This window comes from Microbulbifer maximicatervae (SeqCode), from assembly GCF_052467615.1.
In genome coordinates this window covers 4,347,769-4,365,000 of the sequence record NZ_CP174319.1, presented here as the reverse complement: position 1 = coordinate 4,365,000, position 17,232 = coordinate 4,347,769, and the positions used below count along the sequence as shown (strand labels likewise).

Sequence of the window (17,232 nt, the reverse complement as noted above, 5' to 3'; positions counted from 1 at the left end):
AGGCAAATCCGGGTCCCTAAGGCTGAGAACTGATGACGAAGCCCACTTAGTGGGTGAAGTGGTTGATGCCCTGCTTCCAGGAAAAACTTCTAAGCTTCAGGTAATAGTGAATCGTACTCTAAACCGACACAGGTGGTCAGGTAGAGAATACCAAGGCGCTTGAGAGAACTCTGGTGAAGGAACTAGGCAAAATGGTACCGTAACTTCGGGAGAAGGTACGCCGGTTTTGGTGATGGGACTTGCTCCCTAAGCTGAGGCCGGTCGAAGTGACCAGGTGGCTGCGACTGTTTATTAAAAACATAGCACTCTGCAAACTCGTAAGAGGACGTATAGGGTGTGACGCCTGCCCGGTGCCGGAAGGTTAATTGATGGGGTTAGCTTCGGCGAAGCTCTTGATCGAAGCCCCGGTAAACGGCGGCCGTAACTATAACGGTCCTAAGGTAGCGAAATTCCTTGTCGGGTAAGTTCCGACCTGCACGAATGGCGTAACGATGGCCACGCTGTCTCCACCAGAGACTCAGTGAAATTGAAATCGCTGTTAAGATGCAGTGTACCCGCGGCTAGACGGAAAGACCCCGTGAACCTTTACTACAGCTTTGCACTGAACTTTGAGCCTATTTGTGTAGGATAGGTGGGAGGCTTTGAAGCAGCGACGCTAGTTGTTGTGGAGCCGTCCTTGAAATACCACCCTGGTATGTTTGAGGTTCTAACTCTGGTCCGTTATCCGGATCGAGGACAGTGTATGGTGGGTAGTTTGACTGGGGCGGTCTCCTCCCAAAGAGTAACGGAGGAGTACGAAGGTGCACTCAGCATGGTCGGAAATCATGCAATGAGCATAATGGTATAAGTGCGCTTGACTGCGAGACAGACATGTCGAGCAGGTACGAAAGTAGGTCATAGTGATCCGGTGGTTCTGTATGGAAGGGCCATCGCTCAACGGATAAAAGGTACTCCGGGGATAACAGGCTGATACCGCCCAAGAGTTCACATCGACGGCGGTGTTTGGCACCTCGATGTCGGCTCATCACATCCTGGGGCTGAAGCCGGTCCCAAGGGTATGGCTGTTCGCCATTTAAAGTGGTACGCGAGCTGGGTTTAGAACGTCGTGAGACAGTTCGGTCCCTATCTGCCGTGGGCGTTGGAGATTTGAGAAGAGTTGCTCCTAGTACGAGAGGACCGGAGTGAACGAACCTCTGGTGTTCCGGTTGTCACGCCAGTGGCATTGCCGGGTAGCTATGTTCGGACGGGATAACCGCTGAAAGCATCTAAGCGGGAAGCCTCCTTCAAGATAAGATCTCCCTGAGGCCTTGAGCCTCCTGAAGGGCCGTGGAAGACTACCACGTTGATAGGCTGGGTGTGGAAGCGTTGTGAGGCGTTGAGCTAACCAGTACTAATTGCCCGTGCGGCTTGACCATACAACAGAGATGGTTACTAACGACTAGCTAAGCTAGCGGATTGTGAGTTAGAGACATACGATCGCTTGCGGTGTATTACTACAGATTGTTTTACCGACTTATTTGGGGTTATCGCCGGTCAACAACATGACCGAGGCAAACAGCGATAACGCGGCAGGCCAAGCACTTTGCTTATAAGACCAACGCCAACCCAAGCCAGTTTGCCTGACGACAATAGAGTTGTGGAACCACCTGATCCCTTGCCGAACTCAGAAGTGAAACGCAACATCGCCGATGGTAGTGTGGGGCTTCCCCATGTGAGAGTAGGTCATCGTCAGGCTTCTAATCCGAAAGGGCCACCCAATAGGGTGGCCCTTTTTTTATGGCTGAAAATATTTTAAAAACAAAAAATAAAAAACTAAGAAAAGGGAAGGAAGAAAGGGAAAGCAGGAATTACTTAGTCGAAATTAAATAGAAAAAATAAAATAGTTCTGAAAAACTTTAATGCTCAACTTTCTATTTAAAAAATCAGTCAGTAATTAAAAAAAGAAAAACCTAAAACTACCTGAGCACCTTAAACAGATGCTCTCCTAAAAAGCCTATAAAAATAGGTCTTTACATACCTCCGTAGCACTTATATAAAAAATCATTCAACAAAAATAACTCGCATAAAACTCAGAAAAGTACCCATACCACTCCCGCCAAAAATTATATTTAGCCGGTAAAAATATCGGTGATTTTTTAGTCTCTGCAGTAATCCCCTGTAACCACGGGGCCTGTAGCCCGTTTATTAAAGTTATACACAACTCTATCCAGACTTTCTGTTAGTAACGTTCTGGTCTTACTTTTAGTGGATAACCTGATACTTTTTTCGTTGGTTTTTTAATCGAATTATTTCATTGCACGAAATTAAAGGCTTCCAGACCTCTATCCAAAAGTTATGCACAGTACTATCCAAGAATTCTGTTAGTAACATCCCTGTAATGAAGAAAACATCTAAAGAGTTCTATTTTTACGATCTATTATCCAGTGTTGCAGTGGATAACCAGGACTGACTTTTCAGTTCTAAAAGGCTCGCTGGGGTGTGCTGTTAAGGAAGCATTCTATTAGCGACAAATTCCTCCGAGAGGCTTGCTAATGAGATTTCTACTTTTAATTTCCATGTCATTAGTACTTTTAGCTGCTGGATCGCTAAGGGCGCAGACGTTGGTAGTAGGAAATAAATATGAGGGCACGGTGAGTTTTATTGACCTGGCTTCCGGCCAAGAGGTTAAGAAACCGGAAACTGGAGGTTCGCCCCATGAATTAATAGTGTCGCCGGATAAATCTAAAGTGGTGGTAGTTTCTTACCTTGAAGATGGCTACGTGGGAGAAGAGCTGAATGTATTCGATATCGCGAGCGGTAAGCGCCTGAAAAGAATTGATATCAGTCCACACAAAGGCCCTCACGGTATCGCTTGGCTGGGCGACAGCAATAATGTGATTGTTACGACAGAAGAAACCAGCGATGTGATAAAGGTGGATGTGGCTGAAGGAAAAGTATTGGGCGTTGCCCGTACTGATCAGGTAGGTAGCCATATGCTTGCACTATCACCTGATCTGAAGACCGCCTACGTTACTAGCCGGGGGTCGGATACGTTCAGTGTAATTGATACAGAGACTATGGAGTTGAAATCTACAATACCGGCAGGGGATGGGCCGGAGGCGGTGTGGGTAAGCCCCGATAATAGCGAGCTATGGATAGGGAATAATCAGTCAGAAAATATCTTTATTTTCGATACTGAAACGTTAAAGCAAAAAGAAACGATAGATGTTGGTTTTCTGCCTATCCGAATCAGGTTTCACCCTGATGGCGAAGTGGTAGCTGTAGCAGACTTAAATGGTAATCGTATACTCGTGTATGACGCCAAGACCCGTAAACAGTTACATGAGATTGATGTCGGCAGCGCAGGGGCCAGACAGCCAGCATCGCTATTTTTCTCTCCGGACGGAAAGTTTTTATTTGCCGGTTCTCAGAGAGACGGAAAAGTTGTTGAAATAGATACCGCAACTTGGAAAGTTAAGCGTATATTTAATGCGGGACAAGGGTCAGATGGTATTGAGTGGAGCCCAGTAAATATTCAGCAATAAATATTCCTGAACTCCACTGTTAAAACAATGAATCAGGTAGGAACTGTGTAGATTTTTAAGTCCTGAAATATTCCATCAATCGAATAATAATTTGGAATAGTTTCACTATGCACTCCACCTACGCGTTCTGCTACGGCTATGCTGGCACTGTTTTCAGATAAGCAGTGAATGTTCAACGCTTGAATATCGTGCAGATCTTTCAAGTAGCTAGATATTTTATTTACGATTCGAGTTACGATTCCATTGCCATGGCAGCTTTTACATAACCAATACCCTATTTCTGCATTTTGTTTTTTAAGGTCAATTTCCTTGATACCAAAGATCCCGACTACCTTGTCTGAATAGTGGATCTTGTACCAGGATGCTCCGAAACTATTGCTGAATACTCTGTCGGCAATATATTTTTCTGTGGTTGGGAGGTCGACAACAAGCTTTGCCCAATAGAGATATTTCTCTAGCAGTGGTCTGTTATTTTCAATTAAGGCAAAGATGATTTCTGTGTCACTATCCAAAAGTGGATCGAGTTTGATATCACTGTTTACTACTATAGGATTTTTAGTCATCCTTTTGCCTCTCCATTTTTTAGCGATATTTTTAGTCATTAGCAACCTAACCAACTGGTAGAGTTTTCCTGATTAGGTGAAACAACAGAAAGAGCCTGTGGAAGGTCTCTAGGTTTCCAGCATAAAAGTTACCGGGCCGTCATTGACTAGTGAAACCTGCATATCCGCCGCAAATATTCCAGTGGCCACTGGCGTAAATTGGGCTTTGGAACTTTTAACGAAATAGTTGTAGAGCTCCTCCGCGTATTCTGGTGATGCGCCGCGACTAAAGCTCGGGCGTAAACCTCTATCAGTTTCGGCAACTAGTGTGAACTGACTGACAATCAGGAGCCCACCTCCCGCCTTTTGGAGGTTGAGATTCATACGCCCTTTATCATCGGGAAAAATACGGTAATTCAGGACTTTGTGCAGCAGCTTATCTGCACTATCGGTAGTGTCCTGGGCTTCGATACCTAGCAGCAGGAGGATACCCTTATCTATGGCCCCAACGGCCTCTCCCGCTACATTAACCTGGGCATGGCTTACCCTTTGGATCAATCCTTTCATCTCACTTCTCTCTGCTGCTCTGGAACCGATCGTCTAAATCGCCTAGATTAGCGGACTGTTCCCAGTAGAGAAACCGAGAATAACGGTATGAAGAGACAGCTAGTGGCACTGGTTGCCGGTGCACTTGCTGCGGTGAGTGTTCACGCAGCTGATAGCTATCCGGATAGTAAACCGGGTGCTCAAATTGATGAATATTTTGGTCAAAAGGTGGCTGACCCCTATCGCTGGATGGAAAAAATGTCCAGTGATGAGGTAAAGAGTTGGGTGGCCAAACAGAATGACCATTCATTACCGCGTTTGAAGGAGCTGCCCGGGTGGCAGAAAATCAATGACCGGCTTGCAGAACTATGGCGCTACGAGCGCTACGGTGTTCCGTACAAGAAGGGCGATAGCTATTACTACAGCTACAACACCGGTGATTGGGATCAGAATGTTTTCTATAAGGCCTCTAGCCTGTCTGCTGAGGGCGATACGGTTTTAGATCCACGCACCCTAAGTGAAGATGGCACTATTGCTGCCAAGCGCCTCAAAGTCAGTCCAAAGGGCCGCTATCTGGCTTACGGTATCTCGGATGGTGGCACTGACTGGACCGACTATCGTATTCGCGACCTAAAGACAGGCAAGGATCTGAAGGAACAACTGACTGGTATCAAGTTTAGTGATGCCAGTTGGGCGCCGGATGAGTCCGGTTTTTACTATAGCCGGTACCCGTTTAACAGAGATGGCACGGCGGATGATAGTAAACAGGTAGCCGTCTATTTTCACCGACTGGGAGATGCCCAGGAGAGTGATCAACTGGTCTATGAAATTACCGATCATCCCACCCGGAACCCGGGCGCGACGGTGAGTGACGATGGCAACTATCTCCTGTTTGGCATCTTCGACGGCTATGACTCGAACGGCTTTTACTATCGCGATTTACGCGATGAAAGCGGCAAGGTAGTTAAGCTTCTGGATGACTGGGATGGCCTATACCAGTATCTCGGAAATAAAGGGAGCACCTTTTACTTTGAGACCAGTGCGGGGGCGCCGCTGGGCCGTGTAATCGCTATTGATCTGAATAAGCCGCAACGCAAACACTGGCGCGATCTGGTGCCGGAGACGACTAGTGCCCTGCAGAGTGCCAGTTATATCGGTGATCGCTTTGTGCTTCACTACCTGGAGGATGCAAAATCGCGAGTGCTGGTGACCGATACTAACGGTAAGAAACAGTACGAGCTGAAGCTGCCAGGGGTGGGCTCAGTGAAGGGGTTTTATGGTGAGCCGAATGAAGTTGAGACCTTCTACGCTTTCTCTAATTTTATTACCCCGCCGAGTATCTACCACCTGAATGTACAGACTGGTGAAACCAAACTGTTCAAGCAGCCAAAATATGCAGCAGACTTTTCCGATCTGACTGTGAGCCAGCATTTCTATAAGAGTAAGGACGGTACCCGGGTGCCTCTATTCCTCGTGCATAAGAAGGGAATGAAGCGAGATGGCTCCAACCCGACGCTGCTTTATGGATATGGTGGTTTTAACTCCGCTCAGTTACCGCGCTTCTACAACCGCTTTGTCGGTTGGTTGGATATGGGCGGCACCCTGGCACTGGCCAACTTGCGCGGTGGTAGCGAGTACGGCAATGCTTGGCACCAGGCGGGTACCAAGACGCAAAAGCAAAATGTCTTCGATGATTTTATCGCTGCAGCTGAGTGGCTGATCGAGGAGAAAGTCACTTCTCCTGAAAAGCTTGCTATTAGTGGTCGCTCCAATGGTGGACTATTGGCGGGGGCAACGCTGGTACAACGACCGGATTTGTTTGCGGCGGCATTACCGGTAGTGGGTGTCCTGGACATGCTGCGTTACCACACCGCCTCCGCCAATGCGCGGCAGTGGTCGAGCGATTATGGGCTTAGTGAAAATCGCGATGAGTTCAAAGCGCTGCATGCCTATTCTCCGGTCCACAACACCCGTGAGGGCACCTGCTATCCGGCCACGCTGATCACAACTGCCGATCGCGATGATCGAGTGGTTCCCTGGCACAGCTACAAATTTGCGGCAGCCCTACAAAAAGATCAGGGCTGTGATAAACCAGTCTGGCTTGCCGTGGAGACTCGGGCTGGGCACGGTGCAGGCAAGCCGGTATGGATGCAGGTGGAAGACTTCGCCAATCAGTGGAGCTTCCTTGCCTACCAGCTGGGCATGAAAATCGAGTAGCCTTTCCAGCTAACCCAACAAAAGTAATAGCGGGATTAATCAATAAAACTCCCGGTAGGACGATTGCAAAGGGGTTTAGTTTTGGGGCGGTGTCACTAATGAAGTTAGTGTGCCGCCCACTCTGTCGGAGTGGTCGTATCACCAACCGGTCTGCCCTTCCGGGAGGAGGTGGCTTCGATAGAGCTAATCACTGGGTATGAATAACGATAACAACTCATCCGGTGGATTTATGAAACATGCATTTGTAACCGGGGGAACCGGTTTTCTCGGCGCTAATTTGGTAGAGCAATTGGTTGGTGATGGATGGAAAGTTACCGCTATGCATCGGCGCACCTCCAATACCGATATGTTACGCTCTTTGGGCGTCAACCTGGTTGAAGCCTCTCTGAATGATCCTCAGTCCCTTCAAGCTGCAATCCCAGATAACGTCGATGCGCTTTTCCATATGGCGGCTAATACCAGTATGTGGCGCGGCGGTAATGCCCAGCAATGGAAAGATAATGTTGAGGGGGCAGCGAATATTGCCAAAGTTGCCAGGGAGAAAAATGTAGGGCGTATGGTGGTGACCAGCTCAATTTCTGCTTATGGCTACCATAAGGAAAGAATTACTGAAGAAAGTGATAAGCTGGCAGATGATCCTCACCATCATTATCTTTACACGAAAAAAAGAGAGGAAATTGCCGTTCGCAAAGAAATTGAGCAGGGCCTGGATGCGGTATTTCTTAACCCTTGCGCAATTGTGGGTAAATACGATACCACCAGTTGGGCGCAGACCTTTTTTCTGATTGATAAAAATCAATTACCAGGTGTTCCACCGGGCTGGGGTTCTTTTTGCCATGCCGGTGCAGTAGCGCGAGCCCATATCGATGCGGTTGAAAAGGGGCGGTGTGGTGAAAATTATATCCTGGCCGGAACGGATGCCAGTTTTTTAGAATTCTTTGGAAAGATCGCTGAGTTATTGCATAAACCTGTACCAAAACGCACCACACCGGCATTCCTAATTCAATCTATCGCCTGGTTTTCCGATCTCTGGTCTCGTGTGAGTGGGCAAGAGCCGGTTATTACTCCTGAAAAGGCCACGTTGGTAACGCGGAGAGTCGTTGCTAGTAGTGCTAAGGCTGAACGTGAACTCGGTTATCAATCGGGGGTGGCTTTGGATACTATGTTATGCGAATGTCGCGATTGGTTAGTACAGAACAATTTGTTGGAGTCGAAGTGAATCGTAATAATATTATTTTTGGGTTAGTTGCCTTGCTTTTGGTTTTACAGCTTATTCAGTATTACTTTTTCTCCGGCGCAAGCTAGTCATAAAAAGGAAGTAATGATGGCGGAAAAGCGCTGTGACTGGTGCCTGTCTACACCACTTTATCAAAGTTACCACGATGAGGAGTGGGGTAGGCCGGTTACCGATGATCAAACCCTGTTTGAGTTTTTGTTGCTAGAGGGGGCCCAGGCGGGCTTATCCTGGATTACAGTGCTCAATAAGCGGGAGAATTACCGTAAACTGTTTAATAATTTTGATGCTGAAAAAATTGCTCGGTACACCCCTAAAAAGGTAGAGAAATTACTTCTCAACCCGGGAATTATTCGCAACCGGCTCAAGGTTGAATCGGCCATCAAGAATGCACGGGCAACCCTCGAGTTGCGCGATCGCGGTATATCCTTAAAGGAGTTTCTCTGGCAGTTCACCGATGGAAGAGTGATTGTTAATCGCCCCCGCTCCATGAAGCAGGTGCCGGCCACTACAGCAGAATCTGATGCGATGAGTAAGGCGTTAAAGAAAGCGGGTTTTAGTTTTGTGGGATCAACCATTATGTACGCACATATGCAGGCAACTGGAATGGTCAATGATCACTTGGAAACTTGTCCGGCTCATCAGCGTTGTGTCGATGAGGCGCAGAATTTAGGTTTGGCTTGAATTTAAAATAGAGATTTATTTTTGGGGATCGATGAATATTAATAGCTTACTCAATGAGTATTGGCCCCAAGTAACTGCATTATCCCTAAAGTTGGCGGCCGCACTACTGGTAGTTTTGGTGACGCTGTTTGTGGCCCATCTTGCTCGCCGAGCGGTTGATCGTCTGCCGGACCGGTTTGATATTACCTTGCGCCCGGTAATGCGCAGTATTTCGAGCTGGGCGGTTTATATTGTTGGCGCACTGCTGGTATTGGATGTATTTGGTATTAACACTACCAGCTTAATTGCTCTACTCGGCGCTACTGGTGTGGCAGTAGCCTTAATTGAAAGATACCCTGCAAAATATTGCTTCGGGGTTCCTATTGCTGGGATTGCGGCCGTTCCGCGTTGGGGATGTGATTCAGTTCGGTACCATAATGGGCACCGTTCGCGAGGTGGGGCTGTTTACTACGGAGCTGGATACCACGGATGGGCTGCGTATTACCGCACCCAACAGTGCTATCTGGGGGCAAGTGCTCACCAACTTTAGCCGCAATAAGACTCGCCGTATCGAGATTGTGGCGAGTATCGCCTATGGCGATGACATTGATCGCGGCCTAACAGTATTACGTCGCCTGGTAGAACAGGAACCCCGTATTCTCGCTGAGCCAGAGCCAAGTTTCGCTGTTAAGGCGCTTGCTGACAGCGCGGTCAATTTACAGTTGCGGGCCTGGGCTGCCAATGACCAGTACTGGGATGTTTACTGGTCCCTGATGCAAAAGCTTAAGCCTGCACTGGAGGCAGAAGGCTTGACGGTACCCTTTCCCCAGCGAGAGCTACATATCGTGGATCGGGTCACAAGCCGGCGTTAGTCCATTACCACAGGGTCACTTGTGGCAATATCTTGCTCCAGGTATTGGGCCCACCTAGTCCAAAATCTCCGATTTGCCTCAACTCAACGCAAACATATGGCGTTCTGGGGGGCATGAATCGACACCTCACCGAATTCGTGTCAAAGTTAGCGGCGTTTTTTTGTACAACTTTTGATCGAGATAGGAAGATGCCGATAAAGCTGAACAACCCACTGATCCCCAGCCTGCTGGCTGTCGCTATCCTTGCGGGCTGTCAGGGTGACAAGAGTACCCAGACTGTAGCCAACGCAGATAAGCCCCAAAATGCGGTTGCCGAGGCCTCAGTAACTGTAGATGCGGTTGCCGAAACCAAGCGCCTGACTGAGTGGCTGGATGAGCGTTATGAGGAACAGCTGCAGTTCAGTCCGATTCAGCTGTCCTACCTGGGTCGCAAAGACCACTACGACCAAATCGACGATATGAGTGAAGCCGCAGAGGCTCGCCGCTTGGTTTGGCAAGAGAAAAGTGTTGAAGAGCTCAAGAAGAATTTCGACTACAGCAAGCTGACCCAGGAAGGGAAAACCTCCTACGATATCTGGATTTATCAGTTTGAACAGGCCAAGGCCGCTGCGCCGTTTATCCGTCACGGCTACATCTTTGAGCAGATGGGAGGTGCACAATCGCAGTTGCCCAACTTCCTGCTGAACTTCCACAAGGTCGACAACGTTGAAGATATGCAGGCGTATATCACCCGTATCGGTGGTATCTCCCGCGCGATCAACCAGTTGCTTGACCGCGCTAAGCTGTCGTCCAAAGAAGGTATCCGCCCCCCGCGCTTTGCCTATGAGGGTGCAATTGATCAGTCCAGTAAATTGATTGAAGGCGCGCCGTTTACCGATGGTGAAGACGCACCTCTGTGGGCCGGTGCCAAAGGGAAAATCGCTGAGCTGCTCGAAGCCGGTACTATTGATCAGAAGCAGGCAGACAAGCTGACTGCGGAAGCGCGCAAGGCATTAGAGACTGAGTTCTTCCCCGCATATCAAGGGCTGGTTACCTGGCTCAAAGCGGATATGCAGAAGGCCTCAGCAGAGCCTCAAGGTGCTAGTAGCTTGCCCAATGGTATGGCCTACTACAATCAGCGCCTGGCCAACACCACAACTACGGACCTGACTGCCGACGAGATCCACAATATCGGCCTGGAAGAAGTGGCGCGTATCCGTGGTGAGATGGAAACTATCAAGAAACAGGTTGGTTTCGAAGGTAGCCTGCAGGACTTCTTCAAGTTTATTCGCGAAGATGGCCAATTCTACTACCCGAATACCGATGAAGGTCGCCAGGGCTACCTGGATGACTCAACTGCGTTCCTGGACAACATTACCAAGAAATTGCCGGAATACTTTGGCCTTCTGCCGAAAGCTGAGTTGGTAGTAAAGCGGGTTGAGTCTTTCCGCGAACAGGATGGCGGTGCCCAGCATTACTACCCCGGCACTCCCGATGGTTCCCGCCCGGGTATTTACTATGCGCATCTGTCTGATATGAGTGCCTATTCCACGACTGATATGGAAACTGTGGCCTACCACGAAGGCAACCCCGGTCACCATATGCAGATCTCAATTGCTCAGGAATTGGAAGGTATCCCGCAGTTCCGCACTCAAGCTCACTTTACTGTCTATGTAGAGGGCTGGGCGCTGTACTCTGAGAAGCTTGCTAAAGAAATGGGGGCCTTCGAAGATCCCTATAACCTGTTTGGCCACCTGACGGCTGAAATGTGGCGAGCCATTCGCCTTGTTGTTGATACCGGCCTGCACGCCAAAGGCTGGAGTGAAGAGCAAGCGGTGGAGTACTTCCTGGAAAACTCCGCAATCCCCGAGACTGCAGTTCGTTCCGAAGTGCGTCGTTACCTGGCGTGGCCGGGCCAGGCGACTGCTTACAAGATCGGTATGCTGAAAATTCAGGAGCTGCGCAAGCAGGCTGAAGATCAGTTGGGTGATAAATTCGATATTCGCGGATTCCACGATACCGTACTGGGTGGCGGTGCTTTGCCAGTGCCAGTATTGGAGAGCCGCGTAGCCTCTTGGGTGGAATCAGTGAAGCAATCATAAGCTTCTTAGCTGACTCTTTTAAAAAGCCGGGCATAGCCCGGCTTTTTTATTGGGCTTATTTCTGTGAATATCGTCTGTGTATAGAGGAAAGCTGGTTTTCCCTAAAATACTTGTTTATGGAAAAGTCCCAATGGATTCAAATATTTACTCTGCCCCAGAGGCTGAATTAGATACTGTTTCAGAAGATGAAGCGCAGTTTTATATAGTTTCACCAACCAAATTCTGGGTAATGAGCCTAGGTACAGTGGGTATCTATTCAGTTTATTGGTTTTACCGTCATTGGGCAGAATATCAGCGTGCTAGTGGAGAGAATATGTGGCCGGTTATGCGGGCGATATTCTCTATCTTTTTTACTCACTCCCTTTTTTCCAGGATTCAAAGCCGTATCGAGATTGATAAGGTGGATTACCGCTGGGTGCCGGCACTTTGGGCTACGTTATATGTAGTTTTTGCGATTGCCGGGGCTATTGTCGACAGGATTTCCTATTACTCCGATGTAATTTCATTGATCGATATAGTAAGCATACTTCTCTTACCCTTTACATTGTGGCCACTTTATGAGGGACAGAAAGCTGCCAATATGGTTAATGGAGATATTTCAGGACAGGCTAACTCGAGATTTACTCCCTGGAATTTTGTTTGGTTGGCTGTAGGGGCTGTGTTTTGGGGAGTGGGTATTTTGGGGGCTTATTATCTTCTGGGCAATGTATAAGAGAGGAGTATCTATGAGACGTTCAGGATTTATTATCGTCGCTCTGCTATTACAACTGTTTCCTTCCGCTTTATGGGCGGAGCCAACACCCACTGAAATTACCGTGCGCGCCAAGGCCATGGATGCCAAGTTTATTGGCTCCTCCATCGGTGGTGCCATGGTTATTATTCGCGATGCAGATTCTGGGGAAATTCTTGCCAAGGGGCTTACCCAAGGGAGCACCGGTGACACCACCAGAATTATGAAAACGCCCCGAGAGAGGTTCCAACCTATCGCCGATGGCGCTGCACATTTTACCGCTACACTGAATATCAGTGAGCCGGTGTTTCTGACGGTGGAAGTTCTTGCACCGTATATCAAAAAGCAGGCCCGAGTGGTGGCGCAGACACAGACTTGGCTGGTTCCGGGAAAGCCTATTTCTGGTGATGGGCTGATTGTGGAAATTCCGGGAATGTTGGTGGATTTACTCAGCCCACAGACCCATCTCTATACAGGCTTGGACCAGAGTCCCTTTGAGATTCGCGCTAATGTGGTAATGATGTGCGGATGTTCACTTACCGATGGTGGGCTTTGGGATGGCAGTAAGATAGAAGTTGTGGCATTGATTAAAAGAGATGGCAAATCATTTGCTCGAGTGCCGCTAGAGATACAGGAGACTATGAATACTTTTAGTGCGCCCTTTGCGACGGATTTGCCAGGTGTTTATGAAATTGTGCTATATGCCTATGATCCCAAGACTGGAAATACCGGTGTGGATCGGGGGAGCTTCATTGTGCGCTAGGCAAGTGCGGCAAGCCGTCTGAGATATGGATTCCTATGGATATTCGGCAGGCTATAGAGAGTGACCTCGAAGGCATGTGGAGCCTCTTTAGTGTTGTGCGAAACAGAGGGGATCTGCCTTTCTCGCATAAGATCAGTCGAGAAGTGTTTTCTGCTCAATGGCTTAATGACGACTTACAGACTTATGTTACCGAAGAGTTACCTCACCTGCTGGGGGTGTATAAATTAGGGGTTAATTTCCCTGGTATTCATAGCCATGTCGCGACAGCCAACTTTCTCGTGCACACGGATGTGCGCGATCGCGGTGTAGATCGTGCACTGGTCCAGCATGCAATCGCCAGAGCCCAGGACGCCGGCTATTTGGAAATGCAGTTCAACTACGTTCCCAGCGACAATGAGCCCATAATTACCCTTTATACCGAGCTGGGCTTCACTATTATCAAAACGCTAGATAGAGCATTTACCGATCCTTTGGGAAGGTTGCAAGATGCTTATGTTATGCAGCGGTTTTTACAGTAGCTCGCCTGGTTATGGACCGGCAAAACCCAAAACACCAACAGGAAAGCCGGGAAGCGCTAATTGAGGAGCATCGACCGGAGCGTATTGAGGCGCGCTTGCGAAGTCGTCCACAGTCACAGTGGCTCTCTGATTTTGTTTTGGGAGCGATAGATGGCTGCGTAACTACCTTTGCCATTGTTGCAGGCGCTTTTGGTGCAGGCTTCTCCGAAGCGGTTGTGCTCGTGATGGGCTTTGCCAACCTTATCGCTGATGGTTTCAGCATGGCGGTAAGCAATTATGAAGCTGCCAGTGTGGAGCGTGAGCAACGAGCCGCGGCTATGCGTACAGAGCGTCAGCATATTGCTTTAATTCCCGAGGGAGAGCGGGAAGAGATCAGGCAGATTTTCTATCGAAAGGGATTTCGAGGTGAAGTTCTCGATAATATTGTTGCCACTATCACCGCGAATCAAAAGCTGTGGATAGAGACAATGCTGGCGGAAGAGTACGGTATAAGCCGCTTAGAGCATAAGCCTCTGGGGGCGGCACTGATAACCTTCGTCGCTTTTTTGTGTGTAGGTGCTATTCCCCTGTTGCCCTACCTTTTCCACAGCCTTAATCCCGCCGAACAATTTTATGCGAGCGCCGTTCTTTCGGTCTGCGCTTTTTTTGCTATTGGCTTGTGCAAAGGATTGGTGTTTTCCCACCACCTGCTGGTGGCGGGCTTAAAAACTCTGTTTTTTGGCAGTAGCGCAGCGGTCCTGGCACTCGCCGTTGGCTATCTACTGCGCCACTTGGTGACTTAATATTTATGCGGCTACCACTTTGTTGCGCCCACCATTCTTGGCTCGATACATACGTTTATCTGCTTCGGCCAATAGCTGATTGAGTGGCTTGCCATTGGTGCTGCCTTCGACGACTCCGAGACTGATTGAGATTTTTACCGGGCGTGTATAGCGGCGGCTGAGGGTCGATACTCTGCGACGAAGTTTTTCTGCAAGGACACTGCCGCCTTTCAAGTCAGTATTCGGCAATAGCAATAAAAATTCTTCGCCGCCCCAGCGCGCCACAATATCCTCAGACCGGGTATTACTTTTCAATATCTTGGCAACATCTTGTAATACGCGGTCGCCAAAGGAGTGCCCGTAGGTATCGTTGATCGTCTTGAAGTTATCTAAGTCACCAATAAGGATGACATATTGATCTTTCAGCTCAGCATTCCGGCGCTCTAATTCATGAATGGCGCGAAATGCTTCTCTGCGGTTAGCTAATCCGGTCAATGTGTCCGTGGCAGCATAAGTCTCCAATTCACCTGTTAATCGCTGAAGGAGCTGCTGAGTTTGGTGGCGGCTACTGTCAAGTAATGCGGTTAGAGCCGTGAGTGCGCCAAATACTGCAATAAAACGCGCACGATAGGCCGTATCATATTTGGCCGTGAGCCCGGGGAAATCCGGGTAAAACAGGATTGCTGCCGTAGCGAGACCTATTCCGAGCAGTGCAGTGGTGCCGGTTTTATAGCCGTAAAGGTTGATAAATCCGGGGACCAGCATAACCGCCCACATCAAACCGGTATTGTTTACACCACCAGTCATTAGTAAGTAGAAGTACAGCACTAGTAGGAGAATGCCCACCAATAGAGGCGTTTTTTCGGTGGGGCCGATAATGTTGACAGTGATGTATGCAAATAAAATAACAACTGCGACGATAAAAAGCGTCGATGCCTGCAGGATATTGGTTGCAGTAAGAGCAATAATCGCCATAGCCCCGGTGATAGCCATAGCGAATATCAGCATATAAGAGGAGGCCAATATCCGTCTGCGCAGATCTATGCGCTGCACTTCATCAATAGAGGTGGATATCGCGGGGTTTTGATTGTTATACCCTGAGTTCATAGTCATTCCCGTTGCTATACCGACTGCAACCTTCCGCTTGCTCGGGACCATCCTGCATCATACAACTATGCTGGTAGCCACTGCCGGAGTGAAGCAATGGTGAGTATAGGGGGAATCTGTCACCGACCAAAGTAGCAAGCTACAGTATCAGTAACTCAAACTTTAGAACTGAGAAATCGTGACACAAATTCAACTGACTTCTGGCGATATTTTGACAATGTGTGGAGATGCGTTGGTGTGTCCGGCACACAAGCACCTTATTCGGGGGCGGGGGCTTTCAGCGCAGATTTATGCCCAGTGCGGGACTCGGTTAACCCCCCAATGTGCCAATCAAAGAGCATGCCCAGTTGGTGAAGCTCGCTTGACTCGAGCCTATGATTTACCGGTCGATTACTTATTGCATACTGTTACGCCCCAGTGGAGTAGTGGCGATCAATGGGGGAGCCAGGCCATAGTGCTGTTGAGGCACTGCTATGAAAGCGTTTTGGAGTTGGCGATAGAGCGCGGCTGCAAAACGATACTGTTTCCGGCACTGGGAGCTGGCACTAACCGCTTCCCTCACGAGATTGCGGCACATCAGGGATTGGCCGTTTTACGCGCTTATGCCTTAAGGTTCGAGAGACTCACAGTTTGTTTGCACTCACAAACTGCATTGGCGCAGTGGCAGAAAGTTGAGCAGCGCTTTTATGGCCATAATTGATGTGTCACGGGTAATTGAATGGGATACAGCCTATTGTGTTAATTATTTAGTTAAGCACTATTGATTCCATACAGTTAATGGTTCCTTCAATAACCTAATGTGGCGTATATAAAGTAGTTCTGCGGTGCAGGCAGATCGAACCACCACATGTCAGTCTAACAAGCAATAACTTACCAAGTCGTCTTCTGATCTCATGAATTGAGAGTTATTCAGGTGCTATACAGTCTTTTCTAACTCTTCCGTTGATTATTAAGTGCTATGTCTCCACCTAACTATTTAGTTCTAACGTGCTAAATATTGAAATCGTTAGTTGTAATGAGTCATCTATTCGCTAAAGATAGTTGTCAATAATTTAATAAATATGCATGGTTTTTATATGTATTTTTTAAGCCTAAAAATTTTTAGTAATTATGGACCACTGCAAAGTTTGCATACAAGAACAAAATATCTATGAAGGCATAGGGCATAGATGTGCTTTGTGTCTGGGGTGAGAGTCCCCTAAAATGAAAAAGAAATCCTCTTTTTACAGTTTCCCATGCCACCTATGAATAGCCAGCGCGTTGTTATTCACTGTAAGTAGGACTGAATTGTCATTCTGCTTACTACTTTCATTAGTGGCTCTTATAGTTACTTCTTATTTTAAATTTTTAGTATCTCAGCGAGAGCAGTCTTTATCTGAGAACGCTATCTTGGCAGGCCTTACTACTGAGGGATATATTTTATCAATGCGGCCAGTAATGTATGTTTCTATAATATCGTTTTGTGACCTTCTTTAAGCTGCAATCCCTACGGCAAAATAGAACTTGATAAGGGGTTAAGACTAAGATATTAGGGGACTCTGGGTTGAGGCAATCAATTCGTAAGAATTTTAGAATCCTATCCTTTTTTTATCTTTGATAGTCTTGGGGATAAATAGTTATTTTGTTGTCAGCTCCAATGGAGTGAAATTTAATTCATTATTTTCTCTTTTTCCT

At 48.0% G+C, this 17,232-nt stretch carries 14 protein-coding genes, 2 rRNA genes and 1 pseudogene (1 of these 17 only partly in view); 14 read left to right on the top strand and 3 right to left on the bottom strand.

The annotated features are described in order from the left end of the window. The 3 genes from ACJJIM_RS19200 to ACJJIM_RS19190 form a co-directional block, all read left to right on the top strand. Positions 1-1,415, top strand: a 23S ribosomal RNA gene (locus ACJJIM_RS19200); it begins 1,467 nt to the left of the window's first position. Between the two features lie 203 nt (positions 1,416-1,618). Further along, a 5S ribosomal RNA gene (rrf, locus tag ACJJIM_RS19195) occupies positions 1,619-1,734 on the top strand. Between the two features lie 797 nt (positions 1,735-2,531). Continuing rightward, a complete protein-coding gene (locus ACJJIM_RS19190) occupies positions 2,532-3,524 on the top strand; it encodes a YncE family protein (protein ID WP_444906927.1) in 993 nt (330 codons plus the stop codon). Between the two features lie 32 nt (positions 3,525-3,556). Here the strand turns inward: ACJJIM_RS19190 and ACJJIM_RS19185 are convergent, their stop codons facing one another. Next, positions 3,557-4,126, bottom strand: coding sequence for a GNAT family N-acetyltransferase (locus tag ACJJIM_RS19185; RefSeq protein ID WP_444911751.1), 570 nt, complete (start codon positions 4,124-4,126; stop codon positions 3,557-3,559). A gap of 69 nt (positions 4,127-4,195) precedes the next feature. After that, a complete protein-coding gene (gene dtd, locus ACJJIM_RS19180) occupies positions 4,196-4,633 on the bottom strand; it encodes a D-aminoacyl-tRNA deacylase (protein WP_413663730.1) in 438 nt (145 codons plus the stop codon). 87 nt (positions 4,634-4,720) lie between these two features. Here dtd and ACJJIM_RS19175 point away from each other — a divergent pair, with 87 nt between their 5' ends. The 10 genes and pseudogenes from ACJJIM_RS19175 (at position 4,721) to ACJJIM_RS19130 (ending at position 14,472) form a co-directional block, all read left to right on the top strand. After that, the gene (locus ACJJIM_RS19175) at positions 4,721-6,829 is read left to right on the top strand and encodes a prolyl oligopeptidase family serine peptidase (protein WP_444911750.1); all 2,109 of its coding nucleotides are present in this window, start codon (positions 4,721-4,723) and stop codon (positions 6,827-6,829) included. Between the two features lie 229 nt (positions 6,830-7,058). Then, positions 7,059-8,048, top strand: coding sequence for an SDR family oxidoreductase (locus tag ACJJIM_RS19170; protein WP_444911749.1), 990 nt, complete (start codon positions 7,059-7,061; stop codon positions 8,046-8,048). Between the two features lie 105 nt (positions 8,049-8,153). Beyond that, positions 8,154-8,747 carry a DNA-3-methyladenine glycosylase I gene (locus tag ACJJIM_RS19165; RefSeq protein ID WP_444898275.1) on the top strand — a complete coding sequence of 198 codons (594 nt, stop codon included), beginning with the start codon at positions 8,154-8,156 and terminating at the stop codon, positions 8,745-8,747. A 31-nt stretch (positions 8,748-8,778) separates the two neighbouring features. After that, positions 8,779-9,021: pseudogene (locus ACJJIM_RS19160) on the top strand (mechanosensitive ion channel family protein); the annotation flags it as partial. A 49-nt stretch (positions 9,022-9,070) separates the two neighbouring features. Then, positions 9,071-9,598 (top strand): mechanosensitive ion channel family protein, encoded by a 528-nt coding sequence (locus ACJJIM_RS19155; RefSeq protein ID WP_444911748.1) that lies wholly within the window; start codon positions 9,071-9,073, stop codon positions 9,596-9,598. Between the two features lie 188 nt (positions 9,599-9,786). Beyond that, positions 9,787-11,679, top strand: coding sequence for a DUF885 domain-containing protein (locus ACJJIM_RS19150; RefSeq protein ID WP_444911747.1), 1,893 nt, complete (start codon positions 9,787-9,789; stop codon positions 11,677-11,679). A gap of 130 nt (positions 11,680-11,809) precedes the next feature. Beyond that, positions 11,810-12,391: a hypothetical protein gene (locus ACJJIM_RS19145; RefSeq protein ID WP_413663724.1), complete on the top strand. Its 582-nt coding sequence runs from the start codon at positions 11,810-11,812 to the stop codon at positions 12,389-12,391. A 13-nt stretch (positions 12,392-12,404) separates the two neighbouring features. Continuing rightward, positions 12,405-13,172 (top strand): hypothetical protein, encoded by a 768-nt coding sequence (locus ACJJIM_RS19140; protein WP_413663723.1) that lies wholly within the window; start codon positions 12,405-12,407, stop codon positions 13,170-13,172. A 35-nt stretch (positions 13,173-13,207) separates the two neighbouring features. After that, a complete protein-coding gene (locus tag ACJJIM_RS19135) occupies positions 13,208-13,690 on the top strand; it encodes a GNAT family N-acetyltransferase (protein ID WP_413663722.1) in 483 nt (160 codons plus the stop codon). An 11-nt stretch (positions 13,691-13,701) separates the two neighbouring features. After that, on the top strand, positions 13,702-14,472 hold the full coding sequence (locus ACJJIM_RS19130) for a VIT1/CCC1 transporter family protein (protein WP_413663721.1): 771 nt from the start codon (positions 13,702-13,704) through the stop codon (positions 14,470-14,472). Positions 14,473-14,475: 3 nt separating this feature from the next. On the opposite strand, the gene ACJJIM_RS19125 is transcribed toward ACJJIM_RS19130, so the two are convergent. Beyond that, positions 14,476-15,558, bottom strand: a complete 1,083-nt coding sequence (locus ACJJIM_RS19125) for a GGDEF domain-containing protein (RefSeq protein WP_413663720.1) — start codon at positions 15,556-15,558, stop codon at positions 14,476-14,478. A gap of 178 nt (positions 15,559-15,736) precedes the next feature. On the opposite strand from ACJJIM_RS19125, the gene ACJJIM_RS19120 reads away from it, so the two are divergent. Beyond that, positions 15,737-16,258 carry a macro domain-containing protein gene (locus ACJJIM_RS19120; protein ID WP_444911746.1) on the top strand — a complete coding sequence of 174 codons (522 nt, stop codon included), beginning with the start codon at positions 15,737-15,739 and terminating at the stop codon, positions 16,256-16,258. The last annotated feature ends 974 nt before the right edge of the window (positions 16,259-17,232 follow it).

Coding starts and splice junctions, on each gene's coding strand:
- ACJJIM_RS19135 (WP_413663722.1), top strand. CDS start 13,208: ATGGATATTCGGCAGGCTATAGAGAGTGACCTCGAAGGCATGTGGAGC.
- ACJJIM_RS19125 (WP_413663720.1), bottom strand. CDS start 15,558: ATGAACTCAGGGTATAACAATCAAAACCCCGCGATATCCACCTCTATT.
- ACJJIM_RS19145 (WP_413663724.1), top strand. CDS start 11,810: ATGGATTCAAATATTTACTCTGCCCCAGAGGCTGAATTAGATACTGTT.
- ACJJIM_RS19175 (WP_444911750.1), top strand. CDS start 4,721: ATGAAGAGACAGCTAGTGGCACTGGTTGCCGGTGCACTTGCTGCGGTG.
- ACJJIM_RS19185 (WP_444911751.1), bottom strand. CDS start 4,126: ATGACTAAAAATATCGCTAAAAAATGGAGAGGCAAAAGGATGACTAAA.
- ACJJIM_RS19150 (WP_444911747.1), top strand. CDS start 9,787: ATGCCGATAAAGCTGAACAACCCACTGATCCCCAGCCTGCTGGCTGTC.
- ACJJIM_RS19170 (WP_444911749.1), top strand. CDS start 7,059: ATGAAACATGCATTTGTAACCGGGGGAACCGGTTTTCTCGGCGCTAAT.
- ACJJIM_RS19165 (WP_444898275.1), top strand. CDS start 8,154: ATGGCGGAAAAGCGCTGTGACTGGTGCCTGTCTACACCACTTTATCAA.
- ACJJIM_RS19140 (WP_413663723.1), top strand. CDS start 12,405: ATGAGACGTTCAGGATTTATTATCGTCGCTCTGCTATTACAACTGTTT.
- dtd (WP_413663730.1), bottom strand. CDS start 4,633: ATGAAAGGATTGATCCAAAGGGTAAGCCATGCCCAGGTTAATGTAGCG.
- ACJJIM_RS19190 (WP_444906927.1), top strand. CDS start 2,532: ATGAGATTTCTACTTTTAATTTCCATGTCATTAGTACTTTTAGCTGCT.
- ACJJIM_RS19130 (WP_413663721.1), top strand. CDS start 13,702: ATGGACCGGCAAAACCCAAAACACCAACAGGAAAGCCGGGAAGCGCTA.